The sequence below is a fragment of the Intrasporangium mesophilum genome (assembly GCF_054783095.1).
On the sequence record NZ_BAAGRF010000019.1, the window covers coordinates 59,982 to 72,879 of the forward strand.

13 protein-coding genes are annotated in these 12,898 nt (G+C 70.3%); 8 read left to right on the plus strand and 5 right to left on the minus strand.

Annotation, left to right across the window (positions count from 1 at the left end):
* Positions 1-10: 10 nt before the first annotated feature.
* Together rfbA and ACYVLP_RS16665 are read right to left on the minus strand one after the other, a co-directional pair.
* On the minus strand, positions 11-889 hold the full coding sequence (gene rfbA / locus ACYVLP_RS16660; RefSeq protein WP_460628461.1) for a glucose-1-phosphate thymidylyltransferase RfbA: 879 nt from the start codon (positions 887-889) through the stop codon (positions 11-13).
* Between the two features lie 41 nt (positions 890-930).
* Positions 931-2,262: a UDP-glucose dehydrogenase family protein gene (locus ACYVLP_RS16665; protein ID WP_460628462.1), complete on the minus strand. Its 1,332-nt coding sequence runs from the start codon at positions 2,260-2,262 to the stop codon at positions 931-933.
* A 235-nt stretch (positions 2,263-2,497) separates the two neighbouring features.
* On the opposite strand from ACYVLP_RS16665, the gene rfbB reads away from it, so the two are divergent.
* From rfbB to ACYVLP_RS16695, 6 genes are all read left to right on the plus strand, one after another.
* Positions 2,498-3,511 (plus strand): dTDP-glucose 4,6-dehydratase, encoded by a 1,014-nt coding sequence (rfbB, locus tag ACYVLP_RS16670; protein WP_460628463.1) that lies wholly within the window; start codon positions 2,498-2,500, stop codon positions 3,509-3,511.
* Positions 3,512-3,579: 68 nt separating this feature from the next.
* Positions 3,580-4,467 carry a dTDP-4-dehydrorhamnose reductase gene (rfbD, locus tag ACYVLP_RS16675; protein WP_460628678.1) on the plus strand — a complete coding sequence of 296 codons (888 nt, stop codon included), beginning with the start codon at positions 3,580-3,582 and terminating at the stop codon, positions 4,465-4,467.
* A gap of 135 nt (positions 4,468-4,602) precedes the next feature.
* Positions 4,603-5,418, plus strand: coding sequence for an aquaporin Z (aqpZ, locus tag ACYVLP_RS16680; protein ID WP_460628464.1), 816 nt, complete (start codon positions 4,603-4,605; stop codon positions 5,416-5,418).
* 77 nt (positions 5,419-5,495) lie between these two features.
* Positions 5,496-6,155: a SatD family protein gene (locus tag ACYVLP_RS16685; RefSeq protein WP_460628465.1), complete on the plus strand. Its 660-nt coding sequence runs from the start codon at positions 5,496-5,498 to the stop codon at positions 6,153-6,155.
* Positions 6,152-6,970, plus strand: a complete 819-nt coding sequence (locus tag ACYVLP_RS16690) for a hypothetical protein (protein WP_460628466.1) — start codon at positions 6,152-6,154, stop codon at positions 6,968-6,970. The genes ACYVLP_RS16685 and ACYVLP_RS16690 overlap by 4 nt, the downstream gene beginning before the upstream one ends.
* A gap of 100 nt (positions 6,971-7,070) precedes the next feature.
* The gene (locus ACYVLP_RS16695; protein ID WP_460628467.1) at positions 7,071-8,060 is read left to right on the plus strand and encodes a malate dehydrogenase; all 990 of its coding nucleotides are present in this window, start codon (positions 7,071-7,073) and stop codon (positions 8,058-8,060) included.
* Between the two features lie 149 nt (positions 8,061-8,209).
* Here ACYVLP_RS16695 and ACYVLP_RS16700 read toward each other — a convergent pair whose 3' ends face one another.
* Genes ACYVLP_RS16700 through ACYVLP_RS16710 form a run of 3 tightly spaced genes read right to left on the minus strand, consistent with a single transcriptional unit; the run spans position 8,210 to position 10,514 of the window.
* The gene (locus ACYVLP_RS16700) at positions 8,210-9,325 is read right to left on the minus strand and encodes a glycosyltransferase (protein ID WP_460628468.1); all 1,116 of its coding nucleotides are present in this window, start codon (positions 9,323-9,325) and stop codon (positions 8,210-8,212) included.
* Between the two features lie 4 nt (positions 9,326-9,329).
* Entirely contained in the window at positions 9,330-9,650 is a 321-nt protein-coding gene (locus tag ACYVLP_RS16705) for a DUF3017 domain-containing protein (protein ID WP_460628469.1), read from the minus strand.
* 9 nt (positions 9,651-9,659) lie between these two features.
* A complete protein-coding gene (locus ACYVLP_RS16710; RefSeq protein ID WP_460628470.1) occupies positions 9,660-10,514 on the minus strand; it encodes a bifunctional methylenetetrahydrofolate dehydrogenase/methenyltetrahydrofolate cyclohydrolase in 855 nt (284 codons plus the stop codon).
* A 272-nt stretch (positions 10,515-10,786) separates the two neighbouring features.
* Between ACYVLP_RS16710 and ACYVLP_RS16715 the strand changes: the two genes are divergently transcribed.
* Positions 10,787-11,650 (plus strand): hypothetical protein, encoded by an 864-nt coding sequence (locus ACYVLP_RS16715; RefSeq protein ID WP_460628471.1) that lies wholly within the window; start codon positions 10,787-10,789, stop codon positions 11,648-11,650.
* A gap of 416 nt (positions 11,651-12,066) precedes the next feature.
* Positions 12,067-12,813, plus strand: a complete 747-nt coding sequence (locus tag ACYVLP_RS16720) for a hypothetical protein (protein ID WP_460628472.1) — start codon at positions 12,067-12,069, stop codon at positions 12,811-12,813.
* The last annotated feature ends 85 nt before the right edge of the window (positions 12,814-12,898 follow it).

A 12,898-nucleotide genomic window follows, 5' to 3' on the forward strand; every position in this document is an offset into this window, starting at 1 on the left:
TGGGTTCCCTTCAGGGGCCGTCGCGGCCTTCGGAGAGCAGTGCGCGCAGGTAGAGACCGTAACCGCTCTTGGCCTGGTCGTCGGCGTGCTTGCGCATTCCGGCGTCGTCGAGCCACCCGTTGCGCCAGGCGACCTCCTCCACACACCCGATCTTCTGCCCTTGCCGGGCCTCGACAACGTGGACGTACTGGCTCGCCTCGATGAGTCCCTCGAACGTGCCGGTGTCGAACCAGGCCGTCCCGCGGGGCAGGACACTCACGGTCAGCGCGCCCCGGCGGAGGTACTCGTCGTTGACGGCGGTGATCTCGAGCTCGCCGCGGTCGCTCGGGACCAGTCCCTTCGCGATGTCGATGACGTCGTTGTCGTAGAAGTACAGACCGGGCACGGCATAGCTGGACTTCGGGCGGGCGGGCTTCTCCTCGATCGAGATCACCCGGCCCGCGCCGTCGAACTCCACGACGCCGTATGCCGTCGGGTCGGCCACGCGGTACGCGAAGACGTGCCCGCCATCGACCTCCGTGTGCTCAGCGAGGCGGGTGCCGAGGCCCGGGCCGAAGAAGATGTTGTCGCCGAGCACGAGTGCGACCCGGTCGGCGCCGATGAAGTCGGCGCCGAGCAGGAAGGCCTGGGCCAGGCCGTCGGGGCTGGGCTGGACGGCATACGAGATCGACATACCCCATTGCGAGCCGTCTCCCAGCAGGCGCTGGAACTGCTCGGCGTCGCCCGGGGTGGTGATGACGAGGACGTCACGGATCCCGGCCATCATCAGCGTCGACAGCGGGTAGTACACCATCGGCTTGTCGTACACCGGCATGAGCTGCTTGCTGATCCCCCGGGTGATGGGATGCAGCCTGCTCCCCGTCCCCCCGGCCAGCACGATCCCCTTCATGACGGGCAGCCTAGGTGCTCGAGCCCGACGGGGTGGTGGACTCAGACGGTGCGGCCCATGCCGCGGTACTCCCAGCCGGCGTCGGCCCAGGTCCGCGGGTCGAGGACATTGCGGCCGTCGATGACGCGCGGGACTGCGACGAGCGACTTCGCGTGCGCGGGATCGATGCCGAGGTACTCCTTCCACGCGGTGAGGAGCATGACCAGCTCGGCACCCTCGAGGGCCTCGTCGACGGTGTCCACGATGTGCAGGTCGGGTCGAAGACGGCGCACGGCGTCCGCGCCGGCCGGGTCGGTCGCCACGACGTCGGCGCCACGGCCCCAGAGGCGCCCGGCGATGTCGAGCGCGGGGCTGTCGCGGACGTCGTCGCTGTCGGGCTTGAAGGTGAGCCCGAGCACCGCCACCCGGACGCCGACGAGGCGCCCGCCGGCCATCGCGGCAGCGAGGTCGACGGCGTGGTCGCGCCGCCGCATGTTGATCGAGTCGACCTCGCGCAGGAAGGTCAGCGACTGGTCAACCCCGAGCTCGCCCGCCCGGGCCATGAACGCCCGGATGTCCTTGGGGAGGCAGCCGCCGCCGAAGCCGATGCCGGCCTGAAGGAACTTGGGGCCGATCCGCTCGTCGTGGCCGATGGCCGCCGCGAGCTTGGTCACGTCGGCGCCCGCCGCGTCGCACAGCTCGGCCATCGAGTTGATGAACGAGATCTTCGTCGCCAGGAAGGAGTTGGCAGCGACCTTGACCAGCTCGGACGTCGGGTAGTTGACGAGCAGGCGCGGGATGCCGGCCGCGAGGATCGGCGCGTAGACCTCGTCGAGGACGGCCCGGCCGTGCTCGGCGGACGTCGCGTCGTCCGGCAGCCCGTAGACGACGCGGTCGGGGGTCTTGGTGTCGGCGACGGCGAAGCCCTCACGCAGGAACTCCGGATTCCAGACGACCACGGCGTCGAGGCCGGACTCGGCGAACCGCTGCGCGATCGCCTGCGCCGTGCCGACCGGCACGGTGGACTTGCCGACCACCACGACCGGGCCCTCGGCGTGCGGCCGGGCGTGCTCGATGATGTCCTCGACGGCTGTCCACACGTAGCTCATGTCGGCGGCGTAGCTGCCGTCGCGCTGGGGGGTCCCCACGGCGATGAAGTGGACGCGTGCGTCGCCGATCCGGGACTTGTCCGTGGTGAACGTGAGCGTGCCGGCCTCGACGCCGCGGCGGAGCACGGGCTCGAATCCGGGCTCGTGGAAGGACGGGACCCCGGCGGCGAGCTTCTCGACCTTCTCGGGCTCGACATCGACCCCGACCACCTCGTGGCCGAAGTCCGCCATGCACGCGGCGTGCACCGCGCCGAGATACCCACATCCGATGACCGAGATTCGCACGTGGGCAGCATACGCAGCGGTGGGGACGGTTCTCGACGTCCGGACGAACGCCCGGTGACGGGTGGTGGCCGGGAGTCGACCGGCCGGTGACGGCTCGGTGACCAGGCGTCGCACCCGAACGGGCAGGCGGAGGCAGAGCTGCCGGCCCGGAGGCCGTCGTCGCGTGCAGGGCCGCGTGCAGGGCGCTTACGCCAGGTCGCTGCCGGGTCGCTCGGACGCCACTACCCTTCACCCCATGCGGGTCCTTGTCACCGGCGGTGCCGGCTTCATCGGGTCGAACTTCGTGCTGCGCACGCGCAGCACCCGCCCCGGTTGGACGCTCACCGTCCTCGACTCCATGACGTATGCCGCGAACCGCCTCTCGCTCGCGCCGGTCCTGGCGAACCTCGGCGGGGACGGGTCGGTCGAGCTCATCAAGGGGTCGGTCGCGGACGCCCGGCTCGTGGACGGACTCGTTGCCGACCACGACGTCGTCGTCCACTTCGCTGCCGAGTCGCACAACGACAACAGTCTCGACTCGCCGTGGCCGTTCGTGGAGTCCAACGTCGTCGGCACGTTCACGCTGCTCGAGGCGATCCGACGTCACGACAAGCGGCTGCACCACATCTCCACCGACGAGGTCTACGGCGACCTCGAGCTCGATGACCACGAGCGGTTCACCGAGCGGACCCCGGTCAACCCGTCGAGCCCCTACTCGGCCACCAAGGCCGGCGCGGACCTGCTCGTCCGGGCCTGGATCCGGTCCTTCGGCATCAAGGCGACGGTGTCCAACTGCTCGAACAACTATGGCCCCCGCCAGCACGTCGAGAAGCTCATCCCGCGCCAGATCACGAACATCCTGCAGGGCGTCCAGCCGAAGGTGTACGGGTCGGGGCTCAACGTGCGCGACTGGATCCACGTCGACGACCACAACGACGCCGTCGTGGCGATCCTCGAGCAGGGGCGGCTCGGCGAGACGTACCTCATCGGGGCCGACGGCGAGCGGAACAACCTCGAGATCGTGGCCATCCTGCTCGACCTCATGGGCCAGCCTGCCGACTGGTTCGAGCACGTCGACGACCGTCCCGGCCACGACCTCCGCTACGCGATCGACGCGACCAAGCTCCGCCTCGAGACCGACTGGCGCCCACGCTATGGCGACATCCGCGCCGGCCTTGCCGACACCGTCGAGTGGTACACCGCCAACCCGGCGTGGTGGTCCGCTGCGAAGGTCGAGGCCGAGCGGACCTACGCCCGGCTCGGCCGGTGAGCGACACCGTGAGCGACACCGTGAGCGAGACGGGCGGCCAGACGGCGAGCGAGAAGGTGACGGGCGCGGTGAGCGAGGCACGTGGTGAGGCGGGAGTCGGCGCGGCGGGGGTCTCCCTTCGCGTCCTGGTCACCGGCGCCGGCGGCATGCTCGCGCGCGACCTGGTGCCGGCACTGCGCACCGCCGGCCATGTCGTGACCGCGCTCGGCCGCAGCGACCTCGACGTGACGGACGCCGCGGAGTGCGTGGCCGGGGTCGCGGGCCACGACGTCGTCGTCAACACCGCCGCGTGGACGAAGGTCGACGAAGCCGAGACCCATGAGGCACAGGCGTTCTCGGTCAACGCCACCGGAGTGGCCAACCTCGCGAGGGCAGCGACCCGAGCCGGGGCCCGGCTGGTGCAGATCTCGACCGACTACGTCTTCGACGGCACCGCAACTGCGCCGTATGCCGCCGACCAGCCGCTCGCCCCTGCCTCGGCCTACGGCCGCACCAAGGCCGCCGGCGAGTGGGCGGCACGAGCTCTCTGCCCGGACACCTGGCTCGTGCGCACCGCCTGGCTGTACGGCCGAGGCGGCCTGAACTTCGTCGAGACCATGCTGCGCCTCGCGGCCGGCCGCGAGACGGTCTCCGTCGTCGACGACCAGCGCGGTCAGCCCACCTCGACCGTCGAGCTCGCGTCCCTCGTCGCGCGCCTGCTCGCGTCTGAGGCGGCGCCTGGCATCTACCACGGCACGGCATCGGGCGAGACGAGCTGGCACGGGTTCGCGCGTGCTGTCTTCGCAGGCGCCGGGCTCGACCCGGAGCGGGTGCTGCCCACGACGACGCACGCGTTCCCCCGCCCCGCTCACCGGCCGGCATACAGCGTGCTCTCCCACGACACGCTCGTGGCGGCGGGGATCGAGCCGGTCGGCGACTGGCGGGCGGGCCTCACGGCATACCTGTCGGGGCGCTGACGTCCGGACGCGGCGAACGGCGCGGCCACGCCGATCCGTGAAGTCCTGGGTGCGCGCGCACGGCTCCACTACGCTGCCGAACACGGGGCTTGCCCGCTTTGCCAGCAGCAGTCGTCCGTCTCGGAGGGGATCCCGATGTACACGCCCAGGTTGAGCAAGCGGCTCGCCGTGGAAGCGCTCGGCACGTTCTGGCTCGTCTTCATCGGCTGCGGCGCAGCCATCTTCGACGCCAAGTTCGTCGTGCGCTCGCTGTCCGACCCCGCCCCGGTGCAGCTCGGCATCGGGCACCTCGGGGTCGCGATCGCCTTCGGGCTGGCGGTGACGACGATGGCGTATGCCGTCGGGCACGTCTCGGGGGCCCACTTCAACCCCGCTGTCACCATCGGCGTCGCCGTCGCCAGGCGGTTCGAGTGGCGCGAGGTGCTGCCCTACCTCGCGGCGCAGGTCGTCGGCGGCCTCCTCGCCGGGGGCGCGCTGGCCGGGCTGCTGTCCTCGCAAGGCCTTGCCACCGCGGGCAACATGGCGGCCAACGGGTACGGCGTGCACTCACCCGGCGGGTTCGGCCTCGGCGCCGTGCTCGTCGTCGAGGCCCTCGTCACAGCGTTCTTCGTCTACATCATCCTCGGAGCGACCAAGGACGACGCTCCACAGGGATTCGCCCCCCTCGCGATCGGCTTCGGTCTCCTGCTCGCCCATCTCGTCGCGATCCCGATCAGCAACGCCTCGATCAACCCGGCCCGCTCGACCGCGGTGGCGTTCTTCAACGGCGAGGGAGCGGTCGGGCAGCTCTGGGCCTTCTGGGTGGCGCCGATCCTCGGCGGCCTCATCGCCGGGGCGACCTACGCGTGGATCACCGGCGAGCGGCGCGACGACATGGACATCAGCGGGTCGACCGACTCGGTCGAGAACGCCGAGCTCGACGAACATGGGCACCCGGTCCTGGACAGCTGACTCGCGCGGACTCGTTCGTCGACGATCGTCGTGAAGCCCTGAGCTACATTTGCCACAAATGAAGTTATGATCTTCATATGGCGACAGTGAAGGCTCAGGCTTCACCGGTAGACCCGGTCGCGCTGATCGGCGATCTCGTCGAGTCGCGCTCCCGGCCGGACCGGCAGGCTCTGCACGACGAGCTCGAGGCGGCCCTGGAGCGAGCCCAGGCCACCGTGCCGGCCCTGGACCCGCCGGTGGTGACGGTCGGCGACGAGTTCCAGGGCGTCTACCGGACGCTGGGCGACGCCCTCACCGCGAGCTTCCACATCAGGGCCCTGCTCCACCCTGACGCGGACGTCCGCTTCGGGCTGGGCCGCGGCACCGTGACAACCCTCGACCCGGTCCGCGGCATCCACGACGGGCCCGCCTACTGGGCGGCCCGCGATGCGGTGGTCACCGCGGAGGAGCGCGCCCTGCGGGCTCAGACGCGCACGTCACGGACGGCATACGTCTCGGCGGTCGACCCGCCCGGCATGTCCGACGCGGTTCAGGCTGCACTCGACTGTCTGGACTACCTGGTTGGCTCGTTGACGACCACCTCACGCTCCATCCTCGGAGGACTCATGCAGGGCCACAGCCAGCACGACATCGCCGCCCGCGAAGGGGTCAGCCCGTCCGCGGTGTCGCAGCGGGTGCGACGGGACGGCATCGGGGTCGCCCTCGATGCCATGGCCACGCTCGGCAGGCTGCCGTGACCTGGCTGTCCATCGTGCTCGTCGGCCTCGGTGTCGGCGACCTGGTGCGCGCCTCGTCCTGGCCGCCCGGCCGAGTCGTCGCCCACGTGGCCACACCGGCCACGATGGCCCTGGTCGCAGTCCTCGCCGGGGTCGTGGGCTGGGCAGACGCGCTCGCGCTCGCCCTCGCTGCGGGCGGGTGCGCGCTGTGGTTCGAGCTGTCGAGGGACACCCAGCTCACGGGCCGGCGCGCACTCGCGCCCCTCGCCACGTTCGGAGTCGTCGTGGCCGGGCTCATCGCGTTCTCCGGGGCGGCCACACCGCCGGGCGGCCCGCTCGCCACCTGGCTCGCGTGGGCCGACCTGCCTGCGCCCACCACACCGCCCACGACACCGTCCGCCGCGCGCGTCCTGCTGCTCGCCGGACTCGTCATGTTCAACCTCGCGACCGCCAACGTCATCGTCCGCCTCGTCCTGCTCGCGATCGGCGCCCTGCGACCCGAGGCGATCACCGCCGCCCAGCGCACGCCCTCCTCGCCGCCGACCCAGCCGGCGGACCGGCTCAAGGGCGGTCGGCTCCTCGGGCCGATGGAGCGGCTCGTCATCCTCGGCCTCGGGGTCGCCGGCGAGCTCGGCGCCGCGGGACTCGTCATCGCGGCCAAGGGGCTGCTTCGCTTTCCCGAGATCCAGGCCGCCGCGCGGGGGTCCGGGCCGAATGCCGCAGGGACAGCGAGCTTCCCGGGCGGACCGGTCGGCATCGACGACGTCACTGAGTACTTCCTCGTCGGCAGCTTCGTCAGCTGGCTGGTCGCCCTGGCCTCGCTCGGTCTGGTGTGACCAAGCGCTCATCCCCCGGCCCGCAGGGCATCCGGGAGCGTGCTGGGGCACTGATAGCGTCGGAGCGTCCAGCACCACACCGATGTGAAGGGCCATCCTCGTGAGCACAACCCCCGTCAAGGTCGCCGTCACCGGCGCCGCCGGCCAGATCGGCTACAGCCTCCTGTTCCGCATCGCGAGCGGCGCGCTGCTCGGGCCCGACACGCCGGTCGAGCTGCGTCTCCTGGAGATCACCCCCGCGCTCAAGTCGCTCGAGGGCGTCGTCATGGAGCTCGACGACTGCGCGTTCCCGACCCTCGCCAAGGTCGAGATCGGCGACGACGCCACGAAGGTCTTCGACGGCGTCAACCACGCGCTGCTCGTCGGTGCCCGCCCGCGCGGACCGGGCATGGAGCGCGGTGACCTGCTCGAGGCCAACGGCGGCATCTTCGCCCCGCAGGGCAAGGCCCTCAACGAGGTCGCGGCCGACGACATCCACGTCACGGTCACGGGCAACCCCGCCAACACCAACGCCCTCATCGCGATGTCCAACGCCCCCGACATCCCCACCGAGCGGTTCTCGGCGCTGACCCGCCTCGACCACAACCGGGCGATCAGCCAGCTCGCGGCAAAGCTCGGCGTGCCCGTCACCGACATCCGCAGGATGACGATCTGGGGCAACCACTCCGCGACGCAGTACCCCGACCTGTTCCACGCCGAGGTCGCCGGCAAGAACGCCGCCGACGCCGTCGGCGACCAGGACTGGCTCGCCAACACGTTCATCCCGACCGTCGCCAAGCGCGGCGCCGCGATCATCGAGGCCCGCGGCGCGTCGTCCGCTGCCTCCGCCGCCTCGGCGACGATCGACCACGCCCGCACGTGGGTCGAGGGCACTGCGGAGGGTGACTGGGTCTCGATGGCCGTCCGTTCGGATGGTTCGTACGGCGTGCAGGAGGGCCTCATCTCCTCGTTCCCCGTGACCGTGAGCGGCGGCCGGTGGAGCATCGTCCAGGGCCTCGACATCGACGAGTTCTCCCGGGGCAAGATCGACGCCTCGGTGCAAGAGCTCGCCGACGAGCGTGACGCCGTCAAGGCCCTCGGCCTGATCTGACCCGCGGCCTTCACCCCGCGGGCTTCATCCCGCAACACACCGAGCAGTCGCAAGATCCGACGGTAATAACCGTCAGGGGTTTGCGACTGCTCGGTGTGTTGCCGTTAGGACCGGCGCCGGGCCGGGTGCCAGCGGCGCCGGGGCGGGTGTCAGCGGCGCCAGCCGAGCCGGGCGGCTCGTGCCTTGAGCGCCTCGGTGAGGCTGAGGGTGCTCCCCTGCGGCCGGACGTGCGTGCCGCGCAACCGCCAGTACTTTGCCTCGGCCCACTTGGTCACCTCGCCGGGGTGCCGCCACCACAGGCGCAGCAGCCGAACGCGGTGAACTGCCTTCTCCCGCAACAGGGTCGGTGGGGACACGTCGCGGCGGTAGACCAGCTCGAGGTCGAACCGCTCGTTGACGACCCGCGGGGAGATGCGCGAGCCGACAGTCATGTTGAGCAGGTTGGTCCCATGGATCACCTGGGCCCACATCGGCGGGGCGCTCACCTCGCGCAGGGGTCCCGACTGGCGGGCGCGGGCATGCCGGGCGGAGTAGACGGTCCGCGGCGTGGCTCCCGGGTGCCGTCGCTCGATGAGCGTGAGGAACGGGCTGGAGAGCTGGTCGTAGAGGTAGGTCGAGCCGGTGCGGTCGATCTGGACGCCGCGCGGGAAGTCGACGAAGAGCCCGTCGGTCGGCGTGAACTCGCGCTGTACCGCGGCCATGAAGTCGCGGGCGATGGCGTCGTCGCTGTCGAGCCGCGTCGTCAGCAGCCACGGCGCAGACCGGTCGCCCAAGCCGAGGTCCGGGTCGTCCGGCGGGGCGGCTGCGATCGCCTGGCCGAAGACCGACGCCGACCACGGCTGGTGCGTCCACACAGGCGTGAAGGTGTCGACGGCGAGCGACTCGATGTCCTCGCGGAAGTCGTCGGGACACCGGTCGTCGAAGAGCACGAGCCACCGGAAGTCGGCGCCCTGCTGGGCCCGGACGGACGACCAGCAGGCGTCGACGAAGAAGCCGAGCCGGTAGCGGAGCCACTCCGGCTGGGCCGGCGCCGATGTCAGCACCGCACTGAAGCGCGTGAGCAGGACATGGTCGAACTGGCCGGGTGCTCCCGGCGTCGGGGACGCCGCTGACGCTGCGGGCGGCTCATCTGCGGAGGCCACCTTGGGCGCGGACGACGGCGACCCGGCATACGGCGACCCGGCATACGGCGACCCGGCATACGGCGACCCGGCATACGGCAGTTCGGAAGACGAGGGCTCGGACGACGCGGCGGGCTCGGTCATCGGCTCAGCCGGTGCCGACGTGGCTGGTTGTCCGGCTCGGGACGTCCGCGTTGACGTTGACGGTCGCCGAGGCGATGAGGACCCCGATGCCAAGAGCCAGCAGGATGATGACGTCGAGGCTGCGCGAACGGACGTTGAGGCCGCCCGCCTTGCGGGAGGGCCGCGCGACGAGCCGGATGACCGCGCCGATGCCGAAGGCCGCCGCCATGATCCGCCCGCCCCACCGCACGTCTGCGAAGGCCATGACGAAGACCCCGACGGCGGCGACGCCCGCGACGAGGTACCACCAGCCGAGGACGACGAAGCCGCTACCCCGCCACTGCATGGAGGACGCTCAGGCGTCGATGGCGGCCAGGGCCTCGGCCGCTTCGACGATGTTCGTGAGGAGCAGGGCACGCGTCATCGGACCGACGCCACCGGGGTTCGGGCTGACCCAGCCGGCGACCTCGGCGACGTCGAGGGCGACGTCCCCTGCGATCTTGCCGTCGACGCGGCTCACACCGACGTCGAGCACAGCGGCGCCCGGCTTCACCATGTCCTTGGTGACGATGTTGTGCCGGCCGGCGGCCGCGATGACGATGTCAGCCTGGCGCACCTCGGCGGCGAGGTCCTTCGTGCCCGTGTGGCAGAGCGTGACGGTGGCGTTCTCGGACTTGCGGGTGAGGATGAGCCCGAGCGGTCGACCCACCGTGAGACCACGGCCGATGACGACGACCTTCACTCCGGCGATCGGGACCTCGTAGCGCCGCAGCAGCTCGATGCAGCCCATCGGGGTGCACGGCAGGGGCGCGTGCTTGCCGAGCACGAGCCAGCCGAGGTTCATCGGATGCAGCCCGTCCACATCCTTCTCCGGCGACACCCGGGAGAGCAGGGCCATCTCGTCGAGGCCCGTGGGTTGCTGCACGAGGAAGCCGGTGCAGGTGGGGTCGGCGTTGAGCTCGTCGATGACCGCCTCTACCTCTGCCTGGGTGGCTGTGGCGGGCAGGTCGCGGCGGATGCTGGTGATCCCGATCTCGGCGCAGTCGCGGTGCTTGGCGTTGACGTACCAGTGGCTGCCGGGGTCGTCGCCGACGAGCACGGTGCCGAGGCCCGGCACGATGCCCTGTGCGCGCAGCCGCGCGACGCGCTCGGTCAGCTCGACCTTGATCGCCTTGAGGGTGGCCTTGCCGTCGAGGATCTGTGCCGTCACGGGGAACATCCTGCCACGCACCGGTATGCCGCTCGGACGCGGCTGAGCAGGTCCGGCCGGCCTCTCGCGGTGCTGGCTGAGCCGGCAAACGCGTCAGTGGTGATTTGACCGCAACAACGAGTTAAGGGGCGCTTCGCACATACCCGGCGACATCATTCTGACGGTTGCGCGTCTCCAGGGTGAGAGCAGTGGCGTCGACACGACGGCATTGCCCTCGGCCCGGCCGGTCATCGACGACCGGCGACAGGGGTCCAACACTGATTGGAGGGCACATGAAGCGTGCAATAAGGCGGTCGGCATCGGTCCTGGTGGTGGCGTTCGTCGCCAGTGGCGGCGTGGTGGCCGGGTCGGCCCTTGCTGTGGGCAACTCAGGCAGTGGCGCGAGCAAGGCGGACGCGCCAGGAGTGACCAAGCTGGACATCCCCGTCGTCGACGACCCGTCGACCATGGATGCGCTGGGGAGGCTCAAGTACGAGTCCGACCGGCCGGGGACGGACGGCTGGGTGCCGAGGGGCCAGCGGAAGAACGAGCTGCGCAAGCCGGAAAGCATCAAGGCGGCTCTGGGCATCAGCCCTCTCAGCCTCCCTCCGGACCCAGGCGGCTATCCGTCGTCGGCGTATGTGAAGGCCAACCAGCAGGGCCAGCAGCGGGACTACTGGTGCGGGCCGGCAACTCTCGTCGAGACCCTGGGGCAGCACCCCGGTGCGACGACCGGCACGCAGTCGTGGGCGGCCAGCCAGCTGGGGACGACCACGGATGGCACGACCAAGGACGCCATGAACCGTGAGCTGAACCAGTGGGCGGGCGGCTTCCTCTACGACCGCGTCGACCTGCCGTTCACCCCCTCCAGCACCGACGTCGCGAACTTCAGGAGCCACCTCAAGGAGGACATCAACAGGACCGCGGGCGTTGCAGGCGTTGCTTACGAGGTATACCAAGGCCCGCACCTGAGAGGTCATCCCGACAACAGCAAACCGATCTACCACTACTTCAACATCCGGGGCTACAGCGACAGCGGATCCACGACGTACTACGAGGACTCCGCGACCACGGTGTGGCCCGCCGTGCCCGCGTACTCGTACCTGGGCACGTCCACGATCGTCATGATCATGGGTGGCCGGGGCTACCACTGGTGAGCTGACGGCATCCCATGATCAACGCACGCATCGGGCGCCTCGGTGGCGCCATCATGCTCACGCTCGCGCTCGGTGCCTGCACGAGCGCCGGTCGCCCACTCTCGGACCCCAACCACACGACCCGCTTCACGACGCACCAACACATCGACCATCGAACCTCGAGCCCGCCTTCCACCGTCCCGACCATCCGCCCGGACCGTGAGCCGATCGCGGATGACAAGCCCTTCTGTCGCACGTCAATGCCAGCAGCATGGAAGGCGGCGAAGGTCGTCAATCGCGGCGGAGGGTATGTATGGGGCATATCGAGCGGCGGTTTCGTCCGGTGGGTGAATCCCGAGTTGATCTGGGTGGCCGCCGGTGGGTCGCGGTCCCAAATCGCGAGGCTCCCGGCCCCTGGCGGCCTCGGTATGGCCTGGATGGTTGGTCACCACATCGCCTACAACAACGCTCGATCTGAGCAGAACTGGGGCGACTGGGAGCTGTTCCTGTGGGATTCAACTCAGCGGCGGAAGCCGGTCAGGCTCGACGAGAGTGACGGCGAGGTGCCCAACGCCCCGTTCCTGCTCGTTACCGCGGACGACACGAATCTTGCCTGGCTTCATCCGCTCAAGGACGGGAGCCGAGAGGTTCGCCTCCACGATGTCATGACGGGGAGGACTCGTGTCGTGCACGTCGGCCACGAAGGGGCCCCGCTCATTGCGGGTCACCTGCTGATCTGGCCCGAGGCGTTCGCCCCCGACACCCCGGCCAGGCTCGTCGCCGTGGACCTGCATACCCTCAAGCCCGCAGCCCTGCCCGGGCCGTTGTCCGGGCTGCGAGACCCGCAGGAGATGTCCACTGACGGGCGCACCTACGCCTGGACGACCAAAGACGGCACACGGCTCATGGTCTGGCGGCAGGGCTGGGCGGCTGCACGGATCGTCGTCGAGAGGCCGAAGGAGAACCCAGTGTCCTGGCCGAAGGTGAGCGGCGACACGGTCTCCTGGGTCGACGATCGAACCTACACCGCCGACCTGCGCGCCGGCTCCTACGTGCCGATGACCAGGCAATGGGGTGGCGCCGAGGTGTGGGGCAGGTACCTGCACATCGGGGTCCCCAACGGAGCCGGGCTGAGCTTCCACCTCGACACCTCGAAGCTCCCGCCCCTGCCCCGGTGCTCATAGCCCCACCTGGTTCCGTCGGTCAGGCTTCAAGCTCCGTGTCAAAGGGACCACTCGACGTGGCGGTTCACCTCGAGTGGTCACTTTG

Bases quoted from the DNA above. Each gene is read 5' to 3' on its own strand.
- ACYVLP_RS16700 (WP_460628468.1), bottom strand. From the start codon at position 9,325: ATGACCGAGCCCGCCGCGTCGTCCGAGCCCTCGTCTTCCGAACTGCCG.
- rfbB (WP_460628463.1), top strand. From the start codon at position 2,498: ATGCGGGTCCTTGTCACCGGCGGTGCCGGCTTCATCGGGTCGAACTTC.
- ACYVLP_RS16720 (WP_460628472.1), top strand. From the start codon at position 12,067: ATGGTTGGTCACCACATCGCCTACAACAACGCTCGATCTGAGCAGAAC.
- ACYVLP_RS16715 (WP_460628471.1), top strand. From the start codon at position 10,787: ATGAAGCGTGCAATAAGGCGGTCGGCATCGGTCCTGGTGGTGGCGTTC.
- ACYVLP_RS16685 (WP_460628465.1), top strand. From the start codon at position 5,496: ATGGCGACAGTGAAGGCTCAGGCTTCACCGGTAGACCCGGTCGCGCTG.
- aqpZ (WP_460628464.1), top strand. From the start codon at position 4,603: ATGTACACGCCCAGGTTGAGCAAGCGGCTCGCCGTGGAAGCGCTCGGC.
- ACYVLP_RS16705 (WP_460628469.1), bottom strand. From the start codon at position 9,650: ATGCAGTGGCGGGGTAGCGGCTTCGTCGTCCTCGGCTGGTGGTACCTC.
- rfbA (WP_460628461.1), bottom strand. From the start codon at position 889: ATGAAGGGGATCGTGCTGGCCGGGGGGACGGGGAGCAGGCTGCATCCC.